The organism is Agromyces ramosus, assembly GCF_030817175.1.
In the GTDB taxonomy this organism is placed as follows: domain Bacteria; phylum Actinomycetota; class Actinomycetes; order Actinomycetales; family Microbacteriaceae; genus Agromyces; species Agromyces ramosus_A.
This window is the reverse complement of the sequence record NZ_JAUSYY010000001.1, coordinates 1299599-1326279: the sequence shown is the minus strand read 5'-3', so window position 1 is coordinate 1326279 and position 26681 is coordinate 1299599. Positions and strand designations below refer to the sequence as shown.

General features: G+C 71.0%; 26 protein-coding genes and 2 pseudogenes. 15 read left to right on the top strand and 13 right to left on the bottom strand.

From position 1 onward, the window contains the following. Positions 1-100 precede the first annotated feature (100 nt). The 6 genes and pseudogenes from QFZ26_RS06165 (at position 101) to QFZ26_RS06140 (ending at position 6818) form a co-directional block, all read left to right on the top strand. Positions 101-1168, top strand: coding sequence for a hypothetical protein (locus tag QFZ26_RS06165; RefSeq protein ID WP_307040260.1), 1068 nt, complete (start codon positions 101-103; stop codon positions 1166-1168). Between the two features lie 146 nt (positions 1169-1314). Further along, the gene (locus QFZ26_RS06160; RefSeq protein WP_307040258.1) at positions 1315-2511 is read left to right on the top strand and encodes an acetyl-CoA C-acyltransferase; all 1197 of its coding nucleotides are present in this window, start codon (positions 1315-1317) and stop codon (positions 2509-2511) included. After that, a complete protein-coding gene (locus QFZ26_RS06155; protein ID WP_307040257.1) occupies positions 2511-3278 on the top strand; it encodes an enoyl-CoA hydratase/isomerase family protein in 768 nt (255 codons plus the stop codon). Before QFZ26_RS06160 ends, QFZ26_RS06155 begins: the two co-directional genes overlap by 1 nt. Next, complete coding sequence (locus tag QFZ26_RS06150) at positions 3275-4144, top strand: 3-hydroxyacyl-CoA dehydrogenase family protein (protein WP_307040255.1); 870 nt, start codon at positions 3275-3277, stop codon at positions 4142-4144. The genes QFZ26_RS06155 and QFZ26_RS06150 overlap by 4 nt, the downstream gene beginning before the upstream one ends. A 157-nt stretch (positions 4145-4301) precedes the next feature. After that, positions 4302-6393: pseudogene (paaZ, locus tag QFZ26_RS06145) on the top strand (phenylacetic acid degradation bifunctional protein PaaZ). Further along, positions 6390-6818 (top strand): cupin domain-containing protein, encoded by a 429-nt coding sequence (locus tag QFZ26_RS06140; RefSeq protein ID WP_307040253.1) that lies wholly within the window; start codon positions 6390-6392, stop codon positions 6816-6818. Before paaZ ends, QFZ26_RS06140 begins: the two are co-directional and overlap by 4 nt. Before the next feature lie 105 nt (positions 6819-6923). Here the strand turns inward: QFZ26_RS06140 and QFZ26_RS06135 are convergent, their stop codons facing one another. From QFZ26_RS06135 to QFZ26_RS06125, 3 genes are read right to left on the bottom strand one after another with little or no spacing between them, the layout of a single operon-like run. Then, positions 6924-7073, bottom strand: coding sequence for a hypothetical protein (locus QFZ26_RS06135; RefSeq protein ID WP_307040251.1), 150 nt, complete (start codon positions 7071-7073; stop codon positions 6924-6926). Positions 7074-7092: 19 nt separating this feature from the next. Next, complete coding sequence (locus QFZ26_RS06130; protein WP_307040249.1) at positions 7093-9204, bottom strand: RecQ family ATP-dependent DNA helicase; 2112 nt, start codon at positions 9202-9204, stop codon at positions 7093-7095. Positions 9205-9262: 58 nt separating this feature from the next. Next, on the bottom strand, positions 9263-10333 hold the full coding sequence (locus tag QFZ26_RS06125; protein ID WP_307040247.1) for an LLM class flavin-dependent oxidoreductase: 1071 nt from the start codon (positions 10331-10333) through the stop codon (positions 9263-9265). A gap of 118 nt (positions 10334-10451) precedes the next feature. Here QFZ26_RS06125 and QFZ26_RS06120 point away from each other — a divergent pair, with 118 nt between their 5' ends. Together QFZ26_RS06120 and QFZ26_RS06115 are read left to right on the top strand one after the other, a co-directional pair. After that, positions 10452-10691: a hypothetical protein gene (locus tag QFZ26_RS06120; protein ID WP_307040246.1), complete on the top strand. Its 240-nt coding sequence runs from the start codon at positions 10452-10454 to the stop codon at positions 10689-10691. Then, a complete protein-coding gene (locus QFZ26_RS06115; RefSeq protein ID WP_307040244.1) occupies positions 10688-11491 on the top strand; it encodes an SAM-dependent methyltransferase in 804 nt (267 codons plus the stop codon). Before QFZ26_RS06120 ends, QFZ26_RS06115 begins: the two co-directional genes overlap by 4 nt. Positions 11492-11578: 87 nt before the next feature. Here QFZ26_RS06115 and QFZ26_RS18840 read toward each other — a convergent pair. The 4 genes and pseudogenes from QFZ26_RS18840 to paaI form a co-directional block, all read right to left on the bottom strand. Next, positions 11579-11884: pseudogene (locus QFZ26_RS18840) on the bottom strand (STAS/SEC14 domain-containing protein); the annotation flags it as partial. 11 nt (positions 11885-11895) lie between these two features. Next, a complete protein-coding gene (locus QFZ26_RS06110) occupies positions 11896-12525 on the bottom strand; it encodes a TetR/AcrR family transcriptional regulator (protein WP_307040242.1) in 630 nt (209 codons plus the stop codon). 117 nt (positions 12526-12642) lie between these two features. Beyond that, entirely contained in the window at positions 12643-13902 is a 1260-nt protein-coding gene (paaK, locus tag QFZ26_RS06105; protein WP_307044949.1) for a phenylacetate--CoA ligase PaaK, read from the bottom strand. Positions 13903-13996: 94 nt separating this feature from the next. Beyond that, positions 13997-14416, bottom strand: coding sequence for a hydroxyphenylacetyl-CoA thioesterase PaaI (paaI, locus tag QFZ26_RS06100; protein ID WP_307040239.1), 420 nt, complete (start codon positions 14414-14416; stop codon positions 13997-13999). A 126-nt stretch (positions 14417-14542) separates the two neighbouring features. Here paaI and paaA point away from each other — a divergent pair, with 126 nt between their 5' ends. Genes paaA through QFZ26_RS06070 form a run of 6 tightly spaced genes read left to right on the top strand, consistent with a single transcriptional unit; the run spans position 14543 to position 19303 of the window. After that, positions 14543-15532, top strand: a complete 990-nt coding sequence (gene paaA / locus QFZ26_RS06095; RefSeq protein WP_307040236.1) for a 1,2-phenylacetyl-CoA epoxidase subunit PaaA — start codon at positions 14543-14545, stop codon at positions 15530-15532. Then, positions 15532-15837, top strand: coding sequence for a 1,2-phenylacetyl-CoA epoxidase subunit PaaB (gene paaB / locus QFZ26_RS06090; RefSeq protein WP_307040235.1), 306 nt, complete (start codon positions 15532-15534; stop codon positions 15835-15837). Before paaA ends, paaB begins: the two co-directional genes overlap by 1 nt. Further along, positions 15834-16697, top strand: a complete 864-nt coding sequence (gene paaC, locus QFZ26_RS06085; protein ID WP_307040233.1) for a 1,2-phenylacetyl-CoA epoxidase subunit PaaC — start codon at positions 15834-15836, stop codon at positions 16695-16697. The genes paaB and paaC overlap by 4 nt, the downstream gene beginning before the upstream one ends. Continuing rightward, the gene (paaD, locus tag QFZ26_RS06080; RefSeq protein ID WP_373460686.1) at positions 16691-17254 is read left to right on the top strand and encodes a 1,2-phenylacetyl-CoA epoxidase subunit PaaD; all 564 of its coding nucleotides are present in this window, start codon (positions 16691-16693) and stop codon (positions 17252-17254) included. The genes paaC and paaD overlap by 7 nt, the downstream gene beginning before the upstream one ends. After that, the gene (gene paaE / locus QFZ26_RS06075) at positions 17254-18480 is read left to right on the top strand and encodes a 1,2-phenylacetyl-CoA epoxidase subunit PaaE (RefSeq protein ID WP_307040231.1); all 1227 of its coding nucleotides are present in this window, start codon (positions 17254-17256) and stop codon (positions 18478-18480) included. Before paaD ends, paaE begins: the two co-directional genes overlap by 1 nt. A gap of 49 nt (positions 18481-18529) precedes the next feature. Then, positions 18530-19303: an enoyl-CoA hydratase/isomerase family protein gene (locus QFZ26_RS06070; RefSeq protein ID WP_307040229.1), complete on the top strand. Its 774-nt coding sequence runs from the start codon at positions 18530-18532 to the stop codon at positions 19301-19303. Positions 19304-19339: 36 nt separating this feature from the next. Here QFZ26_RS06070 and mnhG read toward each other — a convergent pair whose 3' ends face one another. From mnhG to QFZ26_RS06040, 6 genes are read right to left on the bottom strand one after another with little or no spacing between them, the layout of a single operon-like run. Further along, positions 19340-19687, bottom strand: a complete 348-nt coding sequence (gene mnhG / locus QFZ26_RS06065; RefSeq protein ID WP_307040227.1) for a monovalent cation/H(+) antiporter subunit G — start codon at positions 19685-19687, stop codon at positions 19340-19342. Continuing rightward, positions 19684-19956, bottom strand: a complete 273-nt coding sequence (locus tag QFZ26_RS06060; RefSeq protein WP_307040225.1) for a monovalent cation/H+ antiporter complex subunit F — start codon at positions 19954-19956, stop codon at positions 19684-19686. The genes mnhG and QFZ26_RS06060 overlap by 4 nt, the downstream gene beginning before the upstream one ends. Further along, the gene (locus QFZ26_RS06055; RefSeq protein ID WP_307040223.1) at positions 19953-20573 is read right to left on the bottom strand and encodes a Na+/H+ antiporter subunit E; all 621 of its coding nucleotides are present in this window, start codon (positions 20571-20573) and stop codon (positions 19953-19955) included. The genes QFZ26_RS06060 and QFZ26_RS06055 overlap by 4 nt, the downstream gene beginning before the upstream one ends. After that, a complete protein-coding gene (locus QFZ26_RS06050) occupies positions 20570-22156 on the bottom strand; it encodes a Na+/H+ antiporter subunit D (protein WP_307040221.1) in 1587 nt (528 codons plus the stop codon). Before QFZ26_RS06050 ends, QFZ26_RS06055 begins: the two co-directional genes overlap by 4 nt. After that, the gene (locus QFZ26_RS06045; RefSeq protein WP_307040219.1) at positions 22153-22683 is read right to left on the bottom strand and encodes a sodium:proton antiporter; all 531 of its coding nucleotides are present in this window, start codon (positions 22681-22683) and stop codon (positions 22153-22155) included. Before QFZ26_RS06045 ends, QFZ26_RS06050 begins: the two co-directional genes overlap by 4 nt. After that, positions 22680-25700, bottom strand: coding sequence for a Na+/H+ antiporter subunit A (locus tag QFZ26_RS06040; RefSeq protein WP_307040217.1), 3021 nt, complete (start codon positions 25698-25700; stop codon positions 22680-22682). Before QFZ26_RS06040 ends, QFZ26_RS06045 begins: the two co-directional genes overlap by 4 nt. 88 nt (positions 25701-25788) lie before the next feature. Here QFZ26_RS06040 and QFZ26_RS06035 point away from each other — a divergent pair, with 88 nt between their 5' ends. Further along, positions 25789-26640 (top strand): sulfurtransferase, encoded by an 852-nt coding sequence (locus QFZ26_RS06035; protein WP_307040215.1) that lies wholly within the window; start codon positions 25789-25791, stop codon positions 26638-26640. The last annotated feature ends 41 nt before the right edge of the window (positions 26641-26681 follow it).

Sequence of the window (26681 nt, the reverse complement as noted above, 5' to 3'; positions counted from 1 at the left end):
TGAACGCGACGAAGGCCCGCGTCCTCACGGACGCGGGCCTTCGTCGTCCACCGTGTGCGCCCTGAGTTCCTGCGGCAGGCGGGCCCACTATGATCGCGCCATGCGTCTCGTGACCGGCGGCATCGCCGCGGCCCTTCTCGTCCTGCTCAGCGGATGCACCGCGCCCGCGCCGGCACCGACCGCGGCACCGACGCCGACGGCGGCGCCCGTCGAAGCGGCCGCACCGGCACCATTGTCGTGCAACGAACTCGTGCCGCCGTCGGAGGTGGCGGCGGCACTCTCGGCCAGCGAGCCCCCCGCACCAGCGACCGAGTCGTCGATGCCGCTGTGGAACCTGTACGAGTGGGCGGTGATGGCGGCGGGCGGAGTGAGCTGCAGCTGGCGGGTGGGCGATTCGGCGACGTATCTCGTGGTCGACGTGCTGCCCGACGCCGCCGATGCGTGGCACGGTCACGACTACGGCGACGGAACGATCGAGCCGAACCGCACCGTCGCCGGGGTCGCGGCGGCGGCGGCGTGCGGCCAGGCGGGCTGCACGATCTCCGCGCCGGTCGCCGGCACGTGGACGATCGTCCGCCTCCGCACCGACGGGTCGCGCGCCGATGGCTTCCGAAGCGACGGCACGCGGTTCGCCGACCTGACCGACGAGCAGACGCTTGCCGGCCTCGACGTGGCGGCGGCGGCGGCATTCTCGGCGCTCACGACCGCCGAGCCCGAGCGTCTCGCGTGGTCGCACGTGGTCGCGGCGTCCGCGGCGCCCACGAGTTGCGAAGCCGTGCTTCCCGCGGCCGACCTCGCCGAGCTGACCGGAAACCCGGCCGCGTGGGAGGTACCCGCGCTGACCGAGCGCGAGCTCGCCTTCCTCCGGTCGTTCGCCCAGGCGCGTGCGGGGTTCCTGAACTGCAACGCCATGGCGCCCGAAGGCCCGCCGACGTCGGTCGTCGTCGCACCGGGCGCGGCGTGGCTCGTGGCTGAGTTCGCCGCGAGCCGCGAGGTGCCCGTCGGCGGTACCGTCGCCACGATCGGCGGTTCCACCGCGCTCGAATGGTGCTCCCCGAACGGCGGGTGGTGCACGGTGATCCTCGCGGTCGGCGATGACGCGGTGCAGGTGTCAGACGGATCGCACGCGACCGAGATCGCCGAGGCGATCGTCGCGCGAGCCCGCTGAGCCGTGTCGGGTGGCGCACGGGGCATCCGTTTGCCATAATTACTACCTGAACGGTCGGTCAGGAATTCCGATCGTACGGATGCCGCGAGCCCCCGCCTACGCTGGGTGCAGCGTTCCACCACAGACAGTGCGGTCAGGAGTGAACCATGGCGGAGGCCTATCTCGTCGGCGGCGTACGCACGCCGGTCGGCCGCTACGGCGGTGCCCTTGCGAGCGTGCGGCCCGACGACCTCGCGGCGCTCGTCGTCGGTGAGCTCGTGCGGCGTGCTGAGCTCGACCTCGCAGGCGAGCTCGGTGCGATCGACGAGGTCATCCTCGGCGCCGCGAACCAAGCGGGCGAAGACAACCGCAACGTCGCGCGCATGGCGGTGCTGCTCGCCGGGCTTCCCGACGAGATCCCCGGCATCACGGTCAACCGCCTGTGCGCCTCCGGCATGTCGGCGATCACGATGGCCGCCCAGGCGATTCGCGCGGGAGACGCCGATCTCATCGTCGCGGGCGGCGTCGAGTCCATGACGCGCGCGCCGTGGGTGCAGGCGAAGCCCGAGAAGGCCTGGGGGCGGCCCGGAGCCACGCACGACACGTCGATCGGCTGGCGGTTCCCGAACCCCGAGCTGCTCGCGCGCGACAAGGCGACCTACTCGATGCCCGAGACAGCCGAAGAGGTCGCCCGCGTCGACGGCATCACGCGTGAAGAGGCCGACGCATTCGCGCTGCGCTCGCAACAGCGGGCGGCAGCGGCCATCGCGGCCGGGCGCTTCGACGACGAGATCGTCGGCGTGCCCACCGCGCGCGGCGAGGTGCTCGTCGACGAGGGGCCGCGCCCCGAGACCACCCTCGAGGTGCTCGCCGGGCTGCGACCGGTCGTGCCCGGCGGCTCGGTCGTGACGGCGGGCAATTCGAGCGCGCTGAACGACGGGGCATCCGCGATCCTGGTGGCGAGCGGTGCCGCGGTGGAGCGCTACGGGCTCACGCCGCGGGCCCGCGTCGTCGTGGGCACCAGCTCGGGCATCGCGCCCGAGATCATGGGGCTCGGGCCCGTGCCCGCCACCGAGAAGGCGCTCGAACGCGCCGGCATCGACCTCGACGAGATCGGTTCGATCGAACTCAACGAGGCGTTCGCGACCCAGTCGATCGCGGTGATGCGGCGGCTCGGGCTCGACGAGTCGCGCGTCAATGCCGACGGCGGGGCGATCGCGCTGGGACATCCGCTCGGCTCGTCGGGGGCCCGCCTCGTGGTGACGCTGCTCGGCCGCATGGAGCGCGAGCAGTCGCGCTACGGGCTCGCGACGATGTGCGTCGGCGTCGGCCAGGGCACCGCGCTCATCGTGGAGCGCGTCTGATGATCGAACGAGCAAGCGTGACGGATGCCACGGACTCGGCGCTGCTCGTCGAGCGGCGCGACGACCGGGTCATCGTGACCCTCAACCGCCCCGCAGTGCGCAACGCCATCGACCAGGCCACGATCGACGCGCTGCACCTGCTGTGCGCCGAGCTCGAGGCGATCCCACGCACGCTCATCCTGACCGGTGCGGGCGGAGTGTTCGCCTCGGGCGCCGACATCGCCGAACTGCGAGAGCGCCGAGCCGCAGACGCGCGCGAGGGCATCAACGCCAACGCGTTCGTTCGCATCGCACTGCTGCCGATGCCCGTCATCGCCGCGCTCGACGGATACGCGCTCGGCGGCGGCGCCGAGCTCGCGTACGCGGCCGACATCCGCATCGCGACTCCGTCGCTGAAGATCGGCAACCCCGAGACCGGCCTGGGCATCATCGCCGCCGCGGGCGCGAGCTGGCGCCTGAAGGAGATCGTCGGCGACGCCCGCGCGATCGAGCTGCTGCTCACGGGCCGAACCGTCGCCGCCGCCGAGGCGCTCGAGATCGGACTCGTGAGCGCGCTGCATCCCGCCGATGAGCTGCTGCCCGCCGCCCACGCGATCGCCGACAGCGTGAGCCGCAACGACAAGGCCGCGACCATTGCGACGAAGCGGGTGTTCCGCGCCCCGCGCGAGGCGCACCCCGCGATCGACCTCGAGGCGCAGGCCGAGCTGTTCGAGAGCCCCGAGAAGTTCCGGCGCATGACCGAGTTCCTCGAGAGGAAGCACAAGTGAGCAACACGGCAACAGGCGCGCCCGCCGACGTCGGCGTGCTCGGGGGTGGGCGCATGGGTGCGGGCATCGCGCATGCGTTCCTGCTCGCCGGCTCTCGCGTGACGGTCGTCGAGCGCGACGCGGATGCCGCGGGAGCGGCGTCGTCGCGTGTGCTCGAGTCCGTCGAGACATCCGTCGCCCGCGGCACCGCCGACGAAGATGCCGCCGCCATCGGTGCACGGTTCGCCACGAGCACCGACGTCGGCGACTTCGCCCGCTGCGACCTCGTCGTCGAGGCGGTGCCCGAAGACCTCGAGCTCAAGATCGACGCGCTCACCCGCGTGGAATCGGTGCTCGCACCCGGCGCCGCGCTTGCGTCGAACACCTCGTCGATCTCGATCGACCAGCTCGCCGCACTGCTCGATCGGCCCGGCCGCTTCCTCGGCATGCACTTCTTCAACCCGGTGCCGGCGTCGACGCTCGTCGAGCTCGTTCGCGGCGACGGCACCGAGGGGTCGCTCATGATCGAGGCGCGGGAGTGGGTGCACGCGATCGGCAAGACCCCGATCGTCGTCGCTGATGCCCCGGGCTTCGCGTCGTCGCGGCTCGGCGTCGTGCTCGGGCTCGAGGCGATCCGCATGCTCGAGCAGGGGGTCGCCTCGGCGGAGGACATCGACGCGGCCATGACGCTCGGATACAAGCATCCGGTGGGGCCGTTGCGTCTCACCGACATCGTCGGCCTCGACGTGCGACTCGGCATCGCCGAGTACCTCTCGAACACGCTCGGCGAGCGCTTCGCCCCGCCCTCGCTGCTGCGCCGCATGGTCGCCGAGGGCAAGCTCGGGCGCAAGACCGGTGAGGGCTTCTACCTGTGGGATGCTCCGTGAGCGTGTCATTGCGGCATCCGACGCCACGCGAGTTCGCGAGTGGGCGATCTTGGCGGTCGGGCGGCAGTTGGCCCAGCCGACTTCGCCCACTCGCTGACCTGGCGACGCTGACCAGCGGGATGACGCGCGACATCACGACGACGAGAAGGAACGAACGATGAACGAGATCCTGCCGAGCTACGTGAACGGCGAGTGGTGGACACCGGATGCCGCCGCTGCCGCATCCGCGACCGAGGTGCGCGATGCGTCGACCGGCGACCTCGTGGCCAGAGTGTCGACCGAGGGACTCGACCTCGGCGCCGCGCTCGAGTACGCCCGCACCGTGGGGCAGGCCTCACTCGGGAAGCTCACGTTCCACCAGCGCGCCGTGACGCTCAAGCAGATGGCGCTCGCCCTGACCGAGCGGAAGGCGGAGCTCTACGAGATCTCGGCGCGCACCGGTGCGACGAAGCAGGACTCCTGGGTCGATGTCGACGGCGGCATCGGCGTGCTCTTCACCTACTCGTCGAAGGGCCGCCGCGAGATGCCGAACTCGATGGTCTACATCGACGGGGCGGTCGAGAACCTCTCGAAGGACGGCTCATTCCTCGGACGGCATATCTACACCCGCCTGCCCGGAGTGGCCGTGCAGATCAACGCGTTCAACTTCCCGGTGTGGGGTTCGCTCGAGAAGTTCGCCCCCGCATTCCTCGCGGGCGTGCCGACGCTCGTGAAGCCCGCGACGCCCACCGGCTACCTCGCCGAGGCGTTCGTGCGCATCCTCGACGAGTCGGGGCTGCTGCCCGAGGGTTCGCTGCAACTCGTCTCGGGCAGTGTGCCCGACCTCTTCGACCACCTGCGGCTCGGCGACCTCGTCGCGTTCACGGGTTCGGCGTCGACCGCCGAGAAGCTGCGGCAGCACCCGTCGGTGCAGACGGGCGGCGTGCGGTTCACCGTCGAGACGGACTCGATCAACGCCTCGGTGCTCGGCACCGACGCCGTCGCGGGAACTCCCGAGTTCGACGCGTACGTGAAGCAGCTCGTGGTCGAGATGACGTCGAAGGCGGGCCAGAAGTGCACGGCCATTCGCCGGGCGATCGTGCCCGAGGCATCCGTCGACTCGGTCGTCGATGCCGTGCGCGCCCGCATCGCCGAGCGCGTCGTGGTCGGCGACCCGCGCGCCGAGGGCGTCACCATGGGCCCGCTCGCCTCGCTCACCCAGCGCGACGAGGTGCTGCGCCAGGTGGGAAAGCTCCAGGCGGCGGGCGGCGAACTCGTGATCGGCTCGACGGATGCCCCGGGCGTCACGCTCGCCGAGGGCGTCACGGGCGTGGCATCCGACGGCGCCTTCGTCGAGCCCATGCTGCTTCGGTTCACGGATGCCGCGAGCCCGGCGCTGCACGAGGTCGAGGCGTTCGGCCCGGTCGCATCGATCATCGGCTACGGCTCCCTCGACGAAGCCGTCGCGCTCGTCGCACGGGGCGGCGGATCGCTCGTGACGAGCGTCGCGACGCACGACCCCGCGGTCGCCGTCGCGCTCGCGGGTGGAATCGCGGCGTACAACGGGCGCGTGCTGTTCCTCGACCGAGACGACGCCCGCTCGTCGACCGGTCACGGCTCGCCACTGCCGAACCTCGTGCACGGCGGACCCGGTCGGGGCCGGCGGCGGCGAGGAGCTCGGCGGCATCCGCGCGGTGCTGCACCACATGCAGCGCACCGCGGTGCAGGGTTCGCCCGAGATGCTCACGGCGCTCACGGGCGTGTGGCACGCGGGCGCGGCCTCGCAGCCCGGCGGGGAGCATCCGTTCCGCAAGTCGCTCGCCGAGCTTCGCATCGGCGACCAGATCGTCTCGGAGTCGCGCACGGTGACCCTGGAAGACATCGAGACGTTCGCGGCGTTCACGGGCGACACGTTCTACGCCCACATGGACGAGGAAGCGGCATCCGCGAATCCGTTCTTCCCGGGCCGCGTCGCGCATGGCTATCTGCTCGTGTCGTGGGCCGCCGGACTCTTCGTCGATGCCGCGCCCGGGCCGGTGCTCGCGAACTCCGGCCTCGAGAACCTCAAGTTCGTGACGCCGGTGTCGCCGGGCGACTCGATCCGCGTGGAGCTCACCGCGAAGCAGATCACGCCGCGCGAGACCGACGAGTACGGCGAGGTGCGCTGGGACGCGGTGCTGCGCAACCAGAACGACGAGCTCGTGGCGTCGTACGACGTGCTCACCCTCGTGGCGAAGGAGCTCGCGCCGGCCGGTAGCCTGACGTCGTGAGTGACTACGAAGTTCTGGAGATGGGCGGGCTCGACGAGTGGCGGGCCCACTACGGCGGCTTCCGCCCCGAGAGCTCGCGCGATGGCCGGCGGATCGTCGACCATGACCTGACGATGCAGTACATCGGCATGTCGGCGAACGCGCTCGAGGCGGGCGAGGAGGCGGGCTATTGGCACACGCACGCCCGCATCGAAGAGGTGTACGTGTTCCTCGGCGGACGGGGGCAGATGGGCCTCGACGATGAGGTCGTCGACGTCGGTGCCGGCAGCGTCGTGCGCGTCGGCCAGGGCGTGTGGCGCACCTGGCGCTGCGCCCCCGACAGCCCGGAGCAACTGCGGTGGCTGTGCGTCCGCGCGGGTGGCTCCGAGTTGCCGCACTTCCCCGACGATGGCGAGCGCGACAACGACCGCCCGTCGCCTTGGTGACCATCGGCTACCAACGGCCGAGTGGTCTCGCGCTTCAGCTCTGGGGGCTGCGGTCGGGATGCGATCTCGACTGATCCTTCGAGATCTTGAAGCCCTGGCCGGGTGTCAGCGTGATGCGCCGCTCGAGAGCCAGCGACTCGCCGGGGCGGGAGCCGCGACGGGCGTGTTCCCGAGGAGTCCGAGCGAGTAGAGCACGATCAGCGCAGCGATGAGCACGACCGTCACGATCGCGACGACCCATCTTCTTCTGGTCATGTTGCCACTCACGCACGCGTCAGCCGCGCAGCGCGAGCACGAACGGCAACACCTCGGTGGTGCCCGCCTGGCGGAGGGTGCGAGCCGCGATGGTGAGGGTCCAGCGACTGTCGGCCTGGTCGTCGACGAGCAGCACGCCGCCCGAGGGCACATCGAGGCCATCGGCGGTGAAGCGATCCCAGAGGCCCGCGAGGCGGAAGGCGCTGTTGCCGCCGGGTTGTCCGGTCGGCCCGCCGCCGGCGTGACCGAGTGCACCGAGGTACGGCAGGCGCCCGACCTCGGCGAGGCCGCGGGCGAGCGAGTCGACGAGCAACGGCCGTGAGCGCGAGGGCATTGCGACGACGGCGACCGGGCGCTCAGCCCAGCCCCAGTCGGCGAGCACGCGCACGCACGCCGCGAGCACCTGCGGCGAGACCGGCGCGTCGGGCGCGCCGGCCGCGAAGAGCTCGCGCAGCGTGCCGCCCCAGCCGAGGTCGGTGAGACGGGCGAGCGCCCGCCCCTCGCTCGCCTGCTCGGCGGGCGCGATGCGGCCCTTCACGGGAACGCCGAGCCGGTCGGCGCCGGTGGGCCAGGCGCGCCGCGGCTCGACGGGCACGCCGACGCGGTCGAGCGATTCGGCGGCCGAGGCGCTCGCGGATGCCTCGATCTCGCGAGGGAACCAGACGCCCGCACAGTTGTCGCAGCGACCGCACGGCGCCGCCGTCTCGTCGTCGAGCGAGCGCTGGAGGAACTCCATGCGGCATGCGTCGGTCTGCTCGTACTCGATCATGTGCTGCTGCTCGGCCTCGCGCTCGGCGGCGATGCGGCTGTAGCGCTCGGCGTCGTAGACCCACGGAACCCCGGTCGCCACCCAGCCGCCCTGCACCCGGCGCACCGCGCCGTCGACGTCGAGCACCTTGAGGAGCAGCTCGAGCGGCGAGCGGCGGATGTCGACCATCGCCTCGAGGGCGGGCGTCGACACCGGCGCATCGCCGAGCGCCGCGATGACCCGCTCGGCACGCTCCTGGTCGGGCATCGAAGCGGTCGCGAAATAGTGCCAGATGGCGCCGTCTTCGGTGCCGGGCAGCAGCAGCACGTCGGCGCTCTCGCTCGCGCGGCCCGCGCGCCCCACCTGCTGGTAGTACGCCACCGGCGACGAGGGTGCGCCGAGGTGCAGCACGAAGCCGAGGTCGGGCTTGTCGAAGCCCATGCCGAGCGCGCTCGTGGCGACGAGCGCCTTCACCTCGTTGCGCTTCAGCATGCCCTCGGACTCGGTGCGCTCGTCGGTGTCGGTCTGCCCCGTGTAGGCGCGCACGTCGTGCCCGCGATCGCGGAGCAGTCGGGCCGTATCAACAGCCGCCGCCACCGTCAGCGTGTAGATGATGCCGGAGCCGGGCAGGTCGTCGAGGTGGCTGAGCAGCCACGCGAGGCGGCTCGGCGAGTCGGGCAGGCGCAGCACGCCGAGCCGCAGCGACGCGCGGGCGAGCGGCCCGCGGATCGTCAGCACGTCGCCGGCGGAACCGAGCTGCTCCGCGACATCCGCCACCACTCGGCTGTTGGCCGTCGCGGTCGTCGCGAGCACCGGCACCTCGGGCGGCATCTGCGAGATGAGGTCGCGCAGCCGCCGGTAGTCGGGCCGGAAGTCGTGGCCCCAGTCGCTGATGCAGTGCGCCTCGTCGACGACGAGCATGCCGATGCGCCGTACGAGCGCGGGCAGCTGCTCTTCACGGAACGACGGGTTGTTGAGCCGTTCGGGCGAGACGAGCAGCACGTCGACCTCGTCGCGGTCGAGCTGTGCGAGCACGTCGCGCCACTCGTGCGCGTTCGTCGAGTTGATGGCCACGGCACGCACGCCGGCGCGCTCGGCGGCGGCGATCTGGTCGCGCATGAGCGCGAGCAGGGGAGAGACGAGCACGGTCGGCCCGGCGCCCTGCCGGCGCAGCAGCAAGGTCGCGACGAAGTAGACCGCCGACTTGCCCCAGCCGGTGCGCTGCACCACCAGGGCGCGCCGCCGGCCCTCGACGAGGGCCGCGATCGCCTCGAACTGCCCGTCGTGGAAGTCGGCGTCGTCGCGGCCGACGAGCTCGCGCAGCGCTTCAAGTGCGGCGACCCGCGTGTCGGCGGTGTCGGCGGGCGGTGCGGCGAGGGTCATGACCCCACTTTGGCCGATGCGGCCGACAACCACCTGTCAGCCGGCGCAACCACCTGTGTCAGTCGGCGGGCGTCCACCCGATCGCCGGCGCGATGTGCTCGGCGATCGCTGCGAGCAACCGCGTGTTGTACTCGACGCCCAGCTGGTTCGGCACGGTGACGAGCAGGGTGTCGGATGCCGCGACCGCGGCATCCTGCGCGAGCTCGGCGGCGATCCTGTCGGGCTCGCCGATATAGCTCTTGCCGAAGCGGGCGATGCCGCCGTCGAGGAACCCGACCTGGTCTTGACCGTCGGACGCCTCGCGCTCGCCGAAGTACATGCGGTCTTCGTCGGTCAGGATCGGCAGGATGCTGCGCGACACCGAGACGCGCGGGGTGCGCTCCCATCCGGCATCCGCCCACGCATTGCGGAAGATCTGGATCTGCTCGGCCTGCAGCTCGTCGAAGGGCACCCCGGTGTCTTCGGTCAGCAGCGTCGAGCTCATGAGGTTCATGCCCTGCTCGGCGGTCCACTTCGCGGTGGCCCGCGTGCCACTGCCCCACCAGATGCGGTCGGGAAGCCCCGGCGACTGCGGCTGGATGGGCAGCAGCCCCGTCGAGCCGGTCATCTGCGGGTTCGCCGGCGCGACCCCGGCGCCGGCGATCGCCGCGCGGAACAGCTCGGTCTTCGCGCGGGCGAGATCGGCGTCGGTCTCGCCCTCGGGCGGCACGAAGCCGAACGAGTGCGCGCCGTTCAGCGCCGTCTCGGGTGACCCGCGGCTCACGCCGAGCTGCAGGCGTCCCTCGCCGCCGGCGTGCGCGCTGATGAGGTCGGCCGCCGCCGCCTCCTCGGCCATGTAGAGGGGATTCTCGTAGCGCATGTCGATGACGCCCGTGCCGATCTCGATGCGGCTCGTGCGCGCGCCGATCGCGGCGAGCATCGGGAACGGCGACGCGAGCTGCCGTGCGAAGTGGTGCACGCGGAAGAACGCACCGTCGATGCCGAGCTCCTCGGCCGCCACGGCGAGCTCGATCGACTGCACGAGCGCGTCCCGTCCGGTGCGGGTACCCGACTGGGGCGACGGATGCCAGTGGCCGAACGAGAGGAACCCGATGCGTTGCTTCACCTCAATTACAGCGCCGCGGGGCATCCGCTCATTCCCTACCTCAGACGCCCGCCCGGAGGTCGTCGCAGGAATAGGGCGATCAGCGGATGCCTCGTCCCCGCCTTAGCGAGGAATCTCGACGTATACACACACAGGAGTCGACATGTTCATCTCAGAGATCACCTTCCCCCACCTGCAGGCCGAGCGCGAGGCGCAGCTCACCCGTGAGCTCGAGCGTCGTCGCGTGGTGAACGAGCGCCTCGACAGCGAGCGCGCGGGCGAGGCGACGACCGCCCACTCGAGCCGGAGCTCGAAGCAGGCACGCCGCGCAGCTTCCGCGGCACGGCAGCGCGGCGGCGACGAGTTGACCGGCAGCACCTGGGCGTCCACGCTGAAGGCGTGAGTGAATCCCGAGATGCGTCCAGTCCGAGTGGTGAGGAGGGCGCCGCGGTCGGCGGGAGTGCCGGCGCGCTGACCCACCCCCGCTTCCCCCTCGCGAATCAGTACGACGCCGGCTGGCTCCGCGAGCTCGACATGGGCCCGAATCCGCTGTGGATGCTCGAGGACCTGCTGGCGGATGTCCCGCTCCGCCCCGGCATGCGAGTCCTCGACCTCGGCTGCGGTCGCGGTGCCACCTCGGCGTTCCTCGCCGAGCAGCTGGGCGTCGAGGTCTGGGCGGTCGACCTCTGGATCGACGCAGACGAGAACGCCCGCCGATTCGCCGAGCGCGGCCTCGACGACCGCGTCCACGCGGTGCAGGCCGACGCCCGCGCGCTCCCGTTCGACGACGACGCGTTCGACGCGATCGTCTGCATCGACTCCTACGAGTACTTCGGCACGGACGTGCGCGCGCTTCCCGCACTCCTGCGGGTCTTGGCGCCGGGCGGCCGCATCGGGGTCGCGACGCCGAGCATCCGCCGCGAGCTTCGCGAGCTCGGCGGCATACCGTCGCACATTCGAGAGGTCGTCGGCTGGGAGGCGCTCGCCTGGCCGACCGCCGATTCGTGGCGGTTCCTGTGGGAGCAGACGGGCCTCACCGACGTGGTGGCGCGCGAGCAAGAGGGCGCCGCGGCCGATTGGCTCCGCTGGACGCGGTTCACGGCATCGGGCTCCGCCGATTCCGACGCGGTGATCCGGATGCTCGAGGCCGACGCCGGCGAGCTCCTCACGTTCGCGCTGGTGGCGGGCACGAAGCCAGCGTGACCTCGCGCTACTCGGCCGCCGGTCGTTCGACGGCCTCGGCGACCCAGTCGACCGCCGCACGCTCCTCAGCGAGCGGAACACCCGGAAGCCGCCGGGAACGAGCCCGCCGAACGCCGTCGCCAGGTCGGCGAGCACGTGGTGATCGGTCACGACCGCAGCGCGACCCCAGCTCGAGAGCGGCAGGCCGACGAGCTTCGCGTCCTCCCAGGTGGCGCCGATCGACAGGTGATCGAAGTCGTCGCCGAGCACGGCGACGACGTTGACCTTCCCGTGCTCGTCGAGGGCCTTCTCGATCGCCGGCACGAGGTTGTCACGGTAGTCGGATGTCTCGAGGGTTCCGCTGGCGCGGAATCCGATGACGCCGGCGGGCAGGTTCTCGATCGGCTCGATCACGATGGCTCCCTTCAGCCGAGCAGCTCGTCGACGCGGTTCGAGGTCGGCATGCGCAGGCCGTCGAGGGCGACCGCGATGACGTCGTCGGCGAGCTTGTCGGCGTCTTCACGACCACCCGCGCGGTACCACTCGACGATCGAGTTGATCATGCCGAAGAGCAGGCGCGAGACGACGCTCGCGTCGATGTCGCTGCGAACCGTGCCCTCCGCCTGTGCTTCCTCGACGAGTGCGGTGACCCTGCGGTCGAACGCGCGCCGGCGGGCGAGCGCCTGACGCTCCACCTCGGTGTTGCCCCGCACGCGGAGCAGCAGCGTCACGTACGAGAGCTTGTCGACGAGCACGTGCACGGCACCTCGCAGCACGAGATCGAGGCGATCGGCGGCACGGCCGGTCGAGGCATCCGTGCCCTCGAGCACCCCCTCGAGGGAGTTGAGCGCTTCGTCGAGCGCGCGCTCGAGGATCTCGTCCTTCGAGGCGAAGTGGTGGTAGATCGCCGACTTCGAGAGGCCGAGGCGGTCGGCGAGCACGCCCATGGACGTCGCGTCGTAGCCGTACTCGATGAACGCGGACACGGCGACGTCGAGGATGCCGCGCTGGTCGTAGCCGGGTCGGCCCCGTCGAAGTGATCCGTTGTCAGACATCGCCCTCAGTCTCCCACTCACGTGCATCGAGAGTGCTCGTGTTGTCGTTTCGGGGCCGGGATTCCGACCGTTCGCGCACTCTGGGCGTCGCCGAGAGGGCGACCACGCGGCATCCGCTCACTTCGTTCGCAGGTCGTAGACGCGCTGGTACTTGCCCTCGCTGCGCGGCAGCGTGCCCGGCTCCTCGAGGCGAACGGCGACGGATGACCCGATGTGCTCCTTGATGCGCTTTGCGAGCACGACGGTGGCGACCTCGCACACCTCGACCTCGAGGTCGGGGTGCCGTTCGATGCGCACCGTGAGGTCGTCCATGGTGCCGGTGCGGGTGAGCTCGAGGATGAAGTGCGGCGTCAGCTGCTCGATGCCGAGCACGAGCTCCTCGATCTGCGTCGGGAACAGGTTCACGCCGCGCAGGATGATCATGTCGTCGTTGCGACCGGTGATCTTCTCCATGCGGCGCATGCCGGGCCGCGCCGTGCCGGGCAGCAGCCGCGTGAGGTCGCGGGTGCGGTACCGGATGACGGGGAACGCCTCTTTCGTGAGCGACGTGAAGACGAGCTCGCCCATCTCGCCGTCGGGCAGCTGCGCGCCGGACTCACCGTCGATGATCTCGGGCAGGAAGTGGTCCTCCCAGAGGTGCGGCCCGTCTTTCGTCTCGAGGCACTCGTTGCCGACGCCCGGACCCATGACCTCGGAGAGGCCGTAGATGTCGAGCGCGTCGATGCCGAGGCGCTGCTCGAGCTCGTGGCGCATCTCGTTGGTCCACGGCTCGGCGCCGAGCACGGCGACCTTCAGCGAGGTCGAGCGCGGGTCGATGCCCTGCTCGGCCATGCAGTCGGCGATCGTCAGGAGGTAGCTCGGCGTGCAGAGGATGGCGTCGGGTTCGAAGTCGATGATGAGCTGCACCTGCCGAGCGGTCTGCCCGCCCGACATGGGGATGACGGTCGCGCCGAGCTTCTCGATGCCGGCGTGTGCGCCGAGCCCACCCGTGAAGAGGCCGTAGCCGTAGGCGTTGTGCACCTTCATGCCTGGTCTGATGCCGCTCGCCCGCAGTGACCGCGCCACGAGCGTCGCCCAGCGATCGAGATCACCCGTCGTGTACCCGACGACGGTCGGTCGCCCCGTCGTGCCGCTCGATGCGTGGATGCGCGCGACCTGCGCCATCGGCACGGCGAACATGCCGAACGGGTAGGTCTCGCGCAGGTCGGCTTTCGTCGTGAACGGCAGCTTCGCGACATCCGACAGCGACCGGATGTCTCGGGGGTGCACGCCGGCTTCGTCGAACTTGCGCGTGTACAGCGGCACGTTCGCGTAGGCGTGCTGCACGGTCTGTTGCAGCCGCTGGAGCTGCAGCGCCTCGATCTCGGGGCGGGACATCCGCTCCTCGGGGTCGAGTTCGCCGGGGGTGACGGGCTCGAGGCCCGAGACGGTGGGGGAGGTGGTCGTCGTCGACACGTGGGCTCCGGTGGGGTCAGATGCTGCGGTTGGTGGAGATCGAACGGCCGCGGAACTCGGCGACCGCGTCGCCGTGCTCGTCGACGACCGACACGTCGTAGAGCCCGGTGCGTCCGCTCCGGGTGCGGCGGACCGCGGTCGCCGTGAGCGTCTGGCCCGCGACCGTGGACTTCAGGAAGGTGATGTCGGCGCCCGCCGCGACGGTGACGTTGTCGTCTTCGTTGCAGGCGATGGCGAAGGCCGTGTCGGCGAGGGTGAACACGAGGCCGCCGTGGGTGATGCGGAACCCGTTGGTCATGTCGTCGCGCACGCGCATCGAGACGACGGCGATGCCGGGGTCGTCGCGCTCGACGACCATGCCGAGGGCGGCGGAGGCGAGATCGCGCTGCATCATGGCGCGACCCGGTGCATCGGCGGTGGTCGGGGCGTCGGTCATCTGAAGCTCCTCATCGAGTTCACGCGAGTTCGCGGCCGGTTCGCGCGGCGTTGCCGCGGTGCTGGGGATGACTATATACTAACTGAACGATCGGTTAGTAATGCCGCGAACACACAGGAGTCGACGATGACCTCTCCCGCAGACCTCAGCGTGGTGGAGCGTGACCTCACGCCAGAAGAGGAGCAGTTCAACGAGCTCATCGCCAAGGACTCGCGCATCGAGCCGCGCGACTGGATGCCAGACGCCTACCGCAAGACGCTCATCCGCCAGATCTCGCAGCACGCCCACTCCGAGATCATCGGCATGCAGCCCGAGTCCAACTGGATCACGCGCGCACCCAGCCTGAAGCGCAAGGCCATCCTCATGGCGAAGGTGCAAGACGAAGCCGGCCACGGTCTCTACCTCTACTCCGCGGCCCAGACGCTCGGCATCTCGCGCGAGGAGATGATGGACCAGCTCATCACCGGCCGCGCCCGCTACTCCTCGATCTTCAACTACCTCACCCCCACTTGGGCCGACATGGGCGCCATCGGCTGGCTCGTCGACGGCGCCGCGATCTGCAACCAGGTGCCGCTGTGCCGTGCCTCGTACGGCCCGTACGGGCGCGCGATGGTGCGCATCTGCAAGGAGGAGTCCTTCCACCAGCGGCAGGGCTTCGAGATCCTCCTCGAGCTCATGCAGGGCACCGAGGCGCAGCGCGAGATGGCGCAGGACGCCGTGAACCGCTGGTATTGGCCGTCGCTCATGATGTTCGGCCCGCCCGACGACCAGTCGCCGAACTCGGCGCAGTCGATGGCGTGGAACATCAAGCGCTTCTCGAACGACGAGCTGCGCCAGCGCTTCGTCGGCATGCTCGTGCCGCAGGCAGCGGTGCTCGGTGTGACGCTGCCCGACCCCGAGCTGCGGTGGAACGAGGAGACGAAGCAGTACGACATGAGCGAGATCGACTGGACCGAGTTCAACGAGGTGCTCGCCGGCCGCGGTCCTGCGAACGCCGAGCGACTGCGGCGCCGCCGCGAGGCGCACGAAGAGGGCGCGTGGGTGCGTGAGGCTGCTGCCGAGTACGCCCGCAAGCAGGCCGAGCGTGCACTCGCGGCATCCGGGGCGGTGGCGTGATGTCGACTCCGGGTGAGACCGGCACCGAGGCCTGGCCCCTCTGGGAGGTCTTCGTGCGCGCGAACCGCGGACTCTCGCACGTGCACGTGGGTTCACTGCACGCGCCCGACCCCGACATGGCCGTGCGCAATGCGCGCGACCTCTACACGCGCCGCAACGAGGGCGTGTCGATCTGGGTCGTGCCCGCCGACGCGATCACCACGAGCGACCCCGACGCGAAGGGCGCGTTCTTCGAGAGCCCCGCGGGCAAGAACTACCGGCACGCCGTGTACTACACGAAGAGCGAAGGGGTGAAGCACCTGTGAGTGGCGAGCACGACGCGGGCGACGCCCACGGTCACGTCTCCGTCGACGAGCTGAACCTCGCCGAGGAGTTCACCGGCGCGCAGGCCGGCGGCGAAGGGCAGACGGCGTCGGCGGATGCCGCGGAGTACGCGCTGCGGCTCGGCGACGACGCCCTCGTGCTCGCCCAGCAGCTCGGCATGTGGATCGCCCGCGCTCCTGAGCTCGAAGAGGACGTCGCCCTCGGCAACATCGCCCTCGACCTCATCGGCCATGCCCGCTCGCTGCTGCACTACGCGGGCACCGCGACCGGGCGCAGCGAAGACGACCTCGCCTACTGGCGCGACGAGCCCGAGTGGCGCAACGCCTGGCTGTTCGAGCAGCCGAACGGCGACTTCGCGCACACGATCGCGCGGCAGCTCGCGGTGTCGGTCTACCTCTCCGAGCTCTACGGCGCGCTCACCGAGTCGACCGACCCGACGCTCGCAGCGATCGCCGCGAAGTCGGTGAAGGAGGTCGACTACCACCGCGACCACGCGACCCAGTGGGTGCTCCGCCTGGCGGGCGGCACCGAGGAGTCGCGCCGGCGCATGATCCTCGCGATCAACGACACGTGGCCGTACGTCGACGAGCTGTTCCACGACGACGAGCTCGTCGGACGCCTCTCAGCCGACGGCGTCGCCGTGCTGCCGTCGACCCTGCGCGAGCCCTTCGACGAGATCATCGCGGCGGTGCTCGCCGAGGCCGAGCTCGAGCTGCCCACCGGCCGTGCCGCATTCGTCGCCTCGGGCGGGGGCCGCCACGGCCGCCACACCGAGCACCTCGGTCCGCTCCTCGCGGAGATGCAGGTGCTCGCCCGCGCGCACCCGGGGGCGTCATGGTGAACGCGACGATGACCGACGGCGCGGTGCGCGAGGCATCCGTCGCCCGCCCAGTGCCCCGCGATGCGGCTGCACGCCGCGCGTGGGACGTCGCGGCGACCGTGACCGACCCCGAGATCCCGGTGCTCACGATCGAAGACCTCGGCGTGCTCCGCTCGGTCGAGATCGACCGGGCCGGTGCCGTGCGCGTGCAGTTGACGCCGACGTACAGCGGATGCCCCGCGCTCGACGCCATGCGCGACGACGTGCTGCTCGCGCTCACGCATGCCGGCTACGCCGACGTCCGCGTCGACCTCGTGCTCGCCCCCGCGTGGACGACCGACTGGATGAGCGATGCGAGCAAGCAGAAGCTGCGCCGCTACGGCATCCAGGCGCCGACCGGGCATGCGGCGGTGCGCGGTGCGGGCTCCGGCCCGGTGCGGGTGCAGCTCGCGGTGAAGTGCCCGCGGTGCGACTCGCTGAATACGCGCGAGCTCGCGCGCTTCGGCTCGACGTCGTGCAAGGCGCTCTACGAGTGCCGCGACTGCCTCGAGCCCTTCGACTACTTCAAGGTGCTCTGATGGCGGCGCGCAACCTGGGGTCGACCACGGCGCGGCCCGGAACGAGTGCGAGCGGATCACCGACGGAGCTGGCCGGCGCGGCATCCGTCGCCGGAGCGTTCCTGCAGAGCGCCGTCGGCGGCGAGCACGTCACGAAGCGGCGTCGCGCCCGGTTCCACGAGCTGACGGTCGCCGAGGTGCGCCGGCTCACCGACGACGCGATCGAGGTCACGTTCGACGTGCCCGACGAGCTCGCCGACGACTACTCGTACCTGCCCGGCCAGTACGTCGCGATCCGGGCCACCCTCGACGGCAGGGAGCTGCGGCGAAGCTACTCGATCTGCCGGCCGCCGACGCGCGGCAGCATCTCGGTCGCGATCAAGCGCGACCTCGGCGGGCGCTTCTCGACGTGGGCGAACTCCGAGCTCGAGCCGGGCGACACGCTCGACGTGATGAGCCCCGAGGGCACGTTCACCTCCACCCTCGACGAGCTCGACGGCAAGCACGTCGTGGGCATCGCGGCCGGCTCCGGCATCACGCCGCTCATGGCCCTCGCGCACACGGTGCTCGCCCGCTCCGAGACGGCGCGCTTCACGCTCGTCTACACGAACCGGTCGACGCGCGACGTGATGTTCCTCGAGGAGCTCGCCGAGCTGAAGGACCGCTACCCGGCGCGCCTCGCCCTGCACCACGTGCTCTCCCGCGAGCAGCGCACCGCACCGCTCCTCTCGGGCCGCATCGACGCCGAGAAGCTGCAGCGCATGCTCGACGTGCTGATCCCGCCCGACACGGTCGACGAGTGGTTCCTGTGCGGCCCGTTCGAGCTCGTGCAGCTCGCTCGCGACACGCTCGCCGCGGCATCCGTCCCCGTGAAGCACGTGCGCTACGAGCTCTTCACGACCGACACCGCCGACCGCGTCGAGGGCGAGCGCGGCCGGCCCGTCGTCGTCGAGCGCGGCGAGCAGACCATCGCGATCGAGTTCACGCTCGACGGGCAGTCGTCGACCGTCGAGAGCCCGGTCTCGGCGAACGAGTCGATCCTCAACGCGGCGCTGCGCGTGCGGCCCGACGTGCCGTTCGCGTGCGCCGGCGGCGTGTGCGGCACCTGTCGTGCCCGCCTCGTCGAGGGCGATGTCGCGATGACCGAGAACTACGCGCTCGAACCCGACGAGCTCGAGCGCGGCTATGTGCTCACGTGCCAGTCGCACCCGAAGTCCGACCGCGTCGTCGTCGACTACGACGTCTGACCCCGGTACCCTGCGAACGGGTCGATGGCGACCCGTTGAACGGAGCATCATGATCGAACTGACCGTGACCGACGGCGTCGCCGAGGTCGTGCTGAACGCCCCCGAGAAGCTCAACGCGCTCGATCCGGCCGCGATCGCGGAGCTCTCCGACGCGTACGGCGAGGCCGAGCGAGCGGATGTCCGCGCGCTCGTGCTGCGCGGCGAGGGCCGTGCGTTCTGCGCCGGCCGTGACATCTCGGGCGTCGACCCCCGCGACGACGACGTGCTCGGCTATCTCGGCGGACTCGTGCAACCCCTGCTCGAGCGCATGGCCTCGTTCCCCGCGCCCACCTTCGCGGTCGCCCACGGCGCGTGCCTCGGCGTCGGCCTCGGCCTGCTCATCGCGAGCGACATCGTCTACGTCGCCGACACCGCGAAGATCGGCTCGCCGTTCGCGAACCTCGGCGCGACGCTCGACTCGGGCGGTCATGCACTCTTCTTCGAGCGCCTCGGCGCGCACAAGACCATGGACCTCATCGTCACCGGCCGGCTCATGTCGGGCACCGAGGCGGTGACGTCGGGCCTGTTCTCGCAGGTGTTCCCCGCCGACGAGGTGACGGATGCCACGCGCCGGGCCGCTGCGGCCGCGGCATCCGGTGCCACCCAGGCCTTCATCGCCTCGAAGTCGCTCGTCGCCGCGCTCCGCGACGAACGGCTCGGGCTGTGGCAGGCGATGGATGAGGAGAACCGCGCCCAGGCCGCGCTCTGCGACACCGCCGACTACCGCGAGGGCTTCGCCGCCTTCCAGGCGAAGCGCAAGCCGGTCTTCGTCGGGCGCGGCTGACGCCGAACGCTGCAGGTCACTGCAGGCCAGTGCAGGTCACTGCTGGTCGTGCTCGGCGATGTCGCGGTCGAGGTCGTCCTCGATGAGCAGGTCGCGGCGCACGTGGTCGGTGCGGTAGGCGGCGCGTCCGAGCATGTGCGCCGTCATCGGCTGGGTCAGCAGCTGGAACGTCATCACGAGCACCGCCGTCGTGAGCACGCCCCACGTCGGTACCTGCACGATGATCGCCACGAGCACCGCTGCGAGGCCGAGCACCTGCGGCTTCGTCGCGGCGTGCAGGCGCGTGAGCACGTCGGGGAACCGCACGATGCCGATGCCCGCGGCCATCGAGAGGAAGGCGCTCACGAGGATGAGCAGCCCGACGGCGATCTCGGCGGCGCTCACGAGGCATCCTCCTTCGCCATGAAGCGTGCGATCGAGATCGAGCCGACGACCGCGAACATCGCGAGCACGAGCATCACGACGAGCGTGTCGATGTGCTTGTTGATCGCCATCTCGGCACCGAGTCCGCAGATCGCGATGGCGAGGAGCACGTCGGTCGCGAGGGCGCGATCGAGGATCGACGGGCCCCGGATGATGCGGTAGACCGCGGCGATCGCGCCGACGCCGAACATGATTCCGGCGATGACGCTGACGACGGCGAGGAAGGTCATGGTCGTCCTCCGTCCTGGTGCTCGATCGGGGCGCCCGACCTCGCGCGGGCCCGGCGCTCACGGCGGGCCTCGCGCACGGATGCCGCCTGCTCGCGCGTGCCCATGGCGAGCACGATGCGCTCTTCGGTGCCGAGCACGTCACGCCGCACCCGGTGGAGGTCGGCTTCCGTGCGGGTGCCGAGCGCGTGCAGGTAGAGGAGGCCGCGCTCGCGGTCGATGTCGACGACGACGGTGCCCGGCACCACCGTGATGGCCTCCGCCGTGAGGGTCGTCACGAGGTCGGAGCGGGTGAGCAGCTGCACGGCGATGATCGAGTTCATCGGCTGCCACCTCGGGTCGATCGCGAGCACGGCGACCTGCAGCGAGGCGACGGTCACGTCGAACATCATGCGGAGGCCCAGCAGCAGTGCCCGCCACGGGTTGAACCGGCCGCTGAGGAGCACCGGCGGCAGGTACAGTGCGCGGGTCACGGCGATGGCGAGGACCATGCCGCTGACGACCGTGAGCACGGTGACCTGGTCCCAGAGGAACACCCACAGGAGCACGAGCGCGGCGAGCAGCGGCAACTGGCGCCAGACCGAACGCCAGCGCGAGAACTCCGCCGAGGGGTGCGTCATCGGATGCCCCCCGGGAAGACGATCGACACGTAGGTTGCGGCATCCGTGAGATCGGCGGCGGCCCGGCTGGACAGCTCGAACAGCGGGCCGGCGAACACGGTGAGGCCGACGGTGACCACCACGAGGGCCGTCGTCGCGACGACCATGAGCACCGGCGTGCTGCGGGTGGCTGTTACGGTGGCGCCCTCGGGCGCCTCGAGCACCGATCCGAGCAGCACCGACTCGTAGCCCTCGAGCTCGGAGCGTCCGCGCCAGAACGCCATGTTCCAGAACCGGGTGAGGGCGTAGAGCGTCACGAGGGAGGTCGCGGCGCCCGCCGCGATCACCACCCAGATGAGCCACGGCGCTGCACCCGGGGCATCCGTCGACGCGCCCTCGGCTCCGGCGAGGAAGAGCCCGGTCTTGCCGAGGAAGCCGGAGAACGGCGGAATGCCGCCCAGGTTCAGCGCGGGGATGAAGAACAGCACGGCGAGCAGGGGCGACGCCTTCAGGAGGCCGGCCAACCCGTTGATCGACGTGGCGCCGCCGAAACGCTCGATGAGGCCCGTCGTGAGGAACAGGGTCGTCTGCACGGTGATGTGGTGGACGACGTAGTAGATCGTCGCCGCGAGGCCGAGCTGGCTCGCGAGCGAGATGCCGAAGATCATGTAGCCGATGTGGCTCACGAGCGTGAACGAGAGCAGGCGCTTGATGTCGGCCTGGGTGAGCGCGCCGAGGATGCCGATGATCATCGTGAGCCCGCCGATCACCATGAGGAGCACCGACAGGTCGCTCTCGCTGAAGATCACCGTCTCGGTGCGGATGATGGCGTACACGCCGACCTTCGTGAGCAAGCCGGCGAACACTGCCGTGACCGGTGCCGGCGCCGTCGGATACGAGTCGGGCAGCCAGAACGACAGCGGGAAGATCGCCGCCTTGATGCCGAACGCGATGAGCAGCAGCAGGTGCAGCATGAGCTGCACGCTGTCGGGCAGCTCGGCGAGGCGCACCGAGAGCTGGGCGATGTTCACCGTGCCGGTCGCCCCGTAGATCAGGGCGATCGCGCTCAGGAAGAACAGCGACGACACGAGGCTCACGACGATGTACGTCACGCCCGCGCGGATGCGCTCGCCCGTGCCGCCCAGGGTGAGCAGCACGTAGCTCGCCGATAGCAGGATCTCGAAGCCGACGTAGAGGTTGAACAGGTCGCCCGCGATGAACGCGTTGAACACACCGGCCGACAGGATGAGGTAGCTCGGATGGAAGATCGACACCGGGGTCTCGCGGTGCTGGTCGGCGATGCCCTGCCCCACGGCGTACACGAGCACGACGAGCAGCACGATCGACGAGATCACGAGCATGATCGCCGAGAGCCGGTCGACGACGAGGGTGATGCCCCACGGGGCATCCCACCCGCCGACGTACACGACGGCCGGGCCGCTCGTGTCGACCGCGACGAGCAGCACGGCCGCGATCGCCGCCACCACCGCGAGCACGCTGACGCTGACCGCCATCTGCGCTCGCCGATGGCGCCCGAGGATCAGCGCGGTCGCCGCACCGAGCAGCGGCAGCAGCACCACGAGGGGCACGAGCACGGCGGTCACGGGCGGCCCTCCCCGTCGCCTCGGTCGCGGGCGGATGCCTCGAGCTCGAGCTCGAGCTCCTCGTCGAGCCGGAGCCGGTCGCCCGGCTCCTCGTCGCTCGCCTCGACGAGCTCCTTGATCGCCTGGTCGTCGGCCGCCGAGCTGCGGAGGAGGTCGGCCGCCTCCTCGGCGTCTTCGACGAGCTCCGCCTCGTCGCCGACGAGGTCGCCCTCGTCGCCGAGCTGCGCGAGCCACCAGGAACGGTAGATCAGGGCGAGCATGAACGCGGTGATGCCGAGGTTGATGACGATCGCGGTGAGCACGAACACCTGGGGGAGCGGGTCGGCGATCTCGTCGGCATCGACGCCGTCGTCGAGGATGGGTGCGAGGCCGGGCGCACCGCTCATGAGGTAGATGAGGATGTTCACGGCGTTGCCGACGAGCAGGAACCCGATGAGCACGCGCGTGAGGCTGCGTTCGAGCATGATCGAGATGCCGGCGCCGAAGAGCACGGCCATGAGCACCACGAGGGTGAGCGAAGCGGTCATCGGCCGGTCACCCGCTCGTACTCGGCGCCGTGGGCGAGCTCGGGGCCCTCGCCCTGCTCGAGGTCGCGGCCGCTCTCGTCGCCGGGATCGCCCTCGTCGTCGCCCGACTGCTCCTGCTGGCGGTCGACCTCGCCGCCGAGCGAGCGCAGCACGTCGAGCACGAGGCCGACGACCACGAGGTAGACGCCGATGTCGAAGAGCGTGGAGGTGCCGATCGAGATCGTGCCGAGGATCGGCACCCCGGCCTCGAACCAGGCCGACTCGAAGACCGGTCCACCGAAGAGGAGCGAGCCGGTGGCGGTGCCCGCGGCGAGCAGCAGCCCCGAGCCGAGCAGGCGCCCGGCGTCGACGGGGGCGGCCTCGCCGAGCTCGTACCGGCCCCCGGCGAGGTACCGCGCGACGAGGGCGAGGCCCGCGAGCAGTCCGCCGGCGAAGCCGCCGCCTGGGGCATTGTGGCCGACGAAGAGCAGGAAGACCGACACGACGATGGCCGGGTGGAACAGCAACCGCACGAGCACCTCGATGAGGATCGAGCGGTTGCGCGGTGAGATCGTGCGGCCCGCGAGCAGCCACGTCTGCCGCGTCTCGGCGGCCTCGCCGGCGGCATCCGACTCGCCATCGGTGTCGGCGAGGCTCGTGCGAGGGGCGCGGATGCTCCAGGCCGGCTCGGGCACCGGACGAAGGCGGTCGCGGCGGTCGACGCCCACGTGGGCGTCGTCGAGACGCGGGGCACCGCCGGTGCGGCCCGACACGAAGATGAGGCTCGCGACACCCGTCGCGACCGCGACGAGCACCGAGATCTCGCCGAGCGTGTCCCACGCGCGGATGTCGACGAGCATGACGTTCACGATGTTCTTGCCGTGCGCCTCGAGGGCGAGCGCGGGGAGGCCCTCGGCAATGGTCGGCCGGATGCGCGCGCCGAGCGCGACGAGGCCGACGACCGCCATGACGAGCCCGGCGATCGCGCCGATGATGAGCCGCGCCGTCTTGTGCACGGGCGGATTGCGCTGCGCGATCTGCTTCGGCAGCCGACGCAGCACGAGCACGAACACGACGATCACGATCGTCTCGACGAGTGCCTGCGTGAGTGCGAGGTCGGGTGCGCCCGACATGCCGAAGAGGAGTACGAGTCCGTAGCCGGTGACGCTGACGAGCAGCACCGCGGTCATGCGCTGGCGCACGGTGGCCGCGGCGACACCGGCGACGCCCATCACGAGCGCTAGGAACGGCTGCGCCGGGAAGTCCCAGAGGCGGATGCCGCTCGGCCACGCCGTGTTCACGATCGAGGTGGCGCCGACGCCGCCGATGAACACCACCACGATGATCGCGAGGTAGCCGGGCAGCCCGCGGTGCTGGATCGCGGTCGTGATCGCCGCCGCCACCCGGTCGACGACCGAGACGATGCCGAGGTAGCCGCGCGCCGAGTCGATCACCGGCGCCACCGAGGCCTGCAGGCGGGCGACCCGGCGCCGCCGCCACACGAGGAGCGCACCGAGCGCGAAGACGACCGCCGAGATCGCGAGCGCCGGCCCGAAGCCGTGCCAGAGCGCCAGGTGGTACTCGTCGCTGCCGGGCAGTTCGTGGGCGTAGGCGGCGAGGAGCGGTTCGATCCACGGCAGCGTGAATGCGGCCACGAGACTCGCCGCGGCGAGGAGCCCCGGCGCGATGCCCATGGCGCGACTCTCGGCGTGCAGGGCCGTGGGCGCGAGGGCGGGCTTCGTGAAGAAGGCGCCCCAGAGGAAGCGCACCGAGTACGCCACCGTGAGCACCGAGCCGAGGAACGCGCCGATGAGCGCCACCCAGGCCCACGCGTCGCCCGCGGCGACCGCCCCGAGGAACGCGGTGAACACGGCCTCCTTCGCCACGAAGCCGAGCAGCGGCGGCACACCGGCCATGGAAGCGGCGGCGACGAACGCGATCGTCGCGATCACCGGCATCCGTCGCCCGAGGCCCGAGAGCTTGCGCCAGTCGCGAGTGCCCGCCGCATGGTCGACGATGCCGACGACGAGGAAGAGGGCCGCCTTGAAGAGCGCATGGGCGAGCAGCAGCGTGACGCCCGCGAGGGCCGCATCGCGCGTGCCGAAGCCCGTGACGAGCACGAGGAAGCCGAGCTGGCTCACGGTGCCGTACGCGAGCAGGAGCTTCACGTCGTACTGGCGCAGCGCTCGCCAGCCACCCGCGAGCATGGTCAGCACGCCGAGCACGACGACGACCGGATGCCACACCTCGAGCTCGGCGTAGCCGGGCGCGAGCCGGGCCACGAGGTACACGCCGGCCTTCACCATCGCCGCCGCGTGCAGGTACGCGCTCACCGGCGTGGGCGCGGCCATCGCCGCCGGGAGCCAGAAGTGGAACGGCACGAGCGCGCTCTTCGAGATCGCGCCGAGGAGCACGAGCGCGATCGCCCATTCGCCCGCGGCGCCCGTCACGGGGTGCTCGACGAGCTCCGACAGTGAGGTGGTGCCGCCGGCGACGGCCAGGATGACGAGTCCGACGAGCATCGAGAGGCCGCCGAACGTGGTCACCGTGAGCGCCTGAAGAGCGGCGCCACGGCTCTCTTTGCGGCCCGTGTAGTGGCCGATCAGGAGGTACGACAGCACGCTCGTCGCCTCCCAGAACGTGAAGAGGACGAACACGTCGTCGGCGGTGACGAGCCCGAACATCACGCCCGTGAATGCGAGGAGGAGCGCCGCGAACCGGCCGAGCGCCGGCTCGTCGTCGGCGAAGTAGTGCACGCAGTAGAGCAGGACGAGTGCGCCGATGCCCGTGACGATGAGGGCGAGCAGCAACGCGAGGGCGTCGAGGCGGAAGCTCAGCGAGATGTCGAGCGTCGGGATCCACGGCACGACCTCGACGACCGGATTGCCGGCCAGCACGCCGGGCAGCCAGGTGAGCAGGAGCACGAATACGGCGGCGGGCAGCAGGGCGATGACCGCGAAGACGCGCCGACCGAGGAGCCTCGCGGCGAGCGGCGTCAGGAGCGCGACGGCCGCGAACGCGGCGAGGCAGGCGATCATTCACCCTCCTCGCGCTCGCACCGAGCTTCAAGTCTATTCGGCGCGATCATGAGGTCCTGCGGTGGTGATCCACCGGCAGGATGGAGGGATGCCGATCCTGATCCAGCCCGACGAGCTCGCCGACCGCCTCGCCGTCGAGCGCGCGGGAGCCTCGACCCGACGCACCGTCGTGCTCGACGTGCGCTGGACCCTCGCACAGCCGGACGGGAGCGCCGCGTTCGCCGCCGGTCACATTCCGGGTGCGGTGTACGTGGACCTCGACCGCGAGCTCGCCGACCATGACGTCGAGGGCGAGGGGAGGCATCCGCTGCCCTCCGAAGCCGCCTTCACGACCGCGATGCGGCGCTGGGGACTGCGCGACGGCGACACCGTGGTCGTCACGGACGACGTGGGCAACCAGTCGGCGGCGCGGGCCTGGTGGCTGCTGCGGCACGCGGGAGTCGCCGACGTGCGGATGCTCGACGGCGCTCTCTCCGCGTGGCGGGCGGCGGGGCATCCGCTCGAGACGGGCGAGGTCATGCCCGAACCGGGCGACGCGACGGCGCACTACGGCCACATGCCGGTGATCGACATCGACCGTGCCGCGGCGTTCCCCGCGACCGGCGTGCTGCTCGACGCGCGGGCCGCCGAGCGGTATCGCGGCGAGGTCGAGCCGATCGACCCCCGCGCCGGGCACATTCCCGGTGCGGTGTCGGCGCCGAGCGGCGACAACCTCGATGCCGATGGCCGGTTCCTCCCGCCCGCCGCCATGCGCGAGCGCTTCGCCGCAGCCGGCGTGCGCCCCGGCGAGCCCGTCGCCGCCTACTGCGGGTCGGGCGTCACCGCGGCGCACGAGGTCGCTGCCCTCGCGATCGCCGGCATCGACGACGCCGTGCTGTACCCGGGCTCGTTCAGCCAGTGGTCGAGCGACCGCACGCGTCCGGTCGCCACCGGACCGTGAGGCTGCTGGTCAGTTGTGCAGCGAATGGGCGTCGCATTCCC

Excerpts from the sequence above, each read along its gene's own strand:
- QFZ26_RS06160 (WP_307040258.1), top strand. The coding sequence starts at position 1,315 with ATGGCGGAGGCCTATCTCGTCGGCGGCGTACGCACGCCGGTCGGCCGC.
- QFZ26_RS06060 (WP_307040225.1), bottom strand. The coding sequence starts at position 19,956 with ATGACCTTCCTCGCCGTCGTCAGCGTCATCGCCGGAATCATGTTCGGC.
- QFZ26_RS06110 (WP_307040242.1), bottom strand. The coding sequence starts at position 12,525 with ATGTCTGACAACGGATCACTTCGACGGGGCCGACCCGGCTACGACCAG.
- paaD (WP_373460686.1), top strand. The coding sequence starts at position 16,691 with ATGGTGAACGCGACGATGACCGACGGCGCGGTGCGCGAGGCATCCGTC.
- QFZ26_RS06040 (WP_307040217.1), bottom strand. The coding sequence starts at position 25,700 with ATGATCGCCTGCCTCGCCGCGTTCGCGGCCGTCGCGCTCCTGACGCCG.
- QFZ26_RS06045 (WP_307040219.1), bottom strand. The coding sequence starts at position 22,683 with ATGACCGCTTCGCTCACCCTCGTGGTGCTCATGGCCGTGCTCTTCGGC.
- paaI (WP_307040239.1), bottom strand. The coding sequence starts at position 14,416 with ATGACCGACGCCCCGACCACCGCCGATGCACCGGGTCGCGCCATGATG.
- paaK (WP_307044949.1), bottom strand. The coding sequence starts at position 13,902 with ATGTCCCGCCCCGAGATCGAGGCGCTGCAGCTCCAGCGGCTGCAACAG.
- paaE (WP_307040231.1), top strand. The coding sequence starts at position 17,254 with ATGGCGGCGCGCAACCTGGGGTCGACCACGGCGCGGCCCGGAACGAGT.
- paaB (WP_307040235.1), top strand. The coding sequence starts at position 15,532 with ATGTCGACTCCGGGTGAGACCGGCACCGAGGCCTGGCCCCTCTGGGAG.
- QFZ26_RS06130 (WP_307040249.1), bottom strand. The coding sequence starts at position 9,204 with ATGACCCTCGCCGCACCGCCCGCCGACACCGCCGACACGCGGGTCGCC.
- QFZ26_RS06165 (WP_307040260.1), top strand. The coding sequence starts at position 101 with ATGCGTCTCGTGACCGGCGGCATCGCCGCGGCCCTTCTCGTCCTGCTC.
- QFZ26_RS06120 (WP_307040246.1), top strand. The coding sequence starts at position 10,452 with ATGTTCATCTCAGAGATCACCTTCCCCCACCTGCAGGCCGAGCGCGAG.
- paaA (WP_307040236.1), top strand. The coding sequence starts at position 14,543 with ATGACCTCTCCCGCAGACCTCAGCGTGGTGGAGCGTGACCTCACGCCA.
- QFZ26_RS06070 (WP_307040229.1), top strand. The coding sequence starts at position 18,530 with ATGATCGAACTGACCGTGACCGACGGCGTCGCCGAGGTCGTGCTGAAC.
- QFZ26_RS06155 (WP_307040257.1), top strand. The coding sequence starts at position 2,511 with ATGATCGAACGAGCAAGCGTGACGGATGCCACGGACTCGGCGCTGCTC.
- QFZ26_RS06125 (WP_307040247.1), bottom strand. The coding sequence starts at position 10,333 with ATGCCCCGCGGCGCTGTAATTGAGGTGAAGCAACGCATCGGGTTCCTC.
- QFZ26_RS06135 (WP_307040251.1), bottom strand. The coding sequence starts at position 7,073 with ATGACCAGAAGAAGATGGGTCGTCGCGATCGTGACGGTCGTGCTCATC.
- QFZ26_RS06055 (WP_307040223.1), bottom strand. The coding sequence starts at position 20,573 with ATGACGCACCCCTCGGCGGAGTTCTCGCGCTGGCGTTCGGTCTGGCGC.
- QFZ26_RS06035 (WP_307040215.1), top strand. The coding sequence starts at position 25,789 with ATGCCGATCCTGATCCAGCCCGACGAGCTCGCCGACCGCCTCGCCGTC.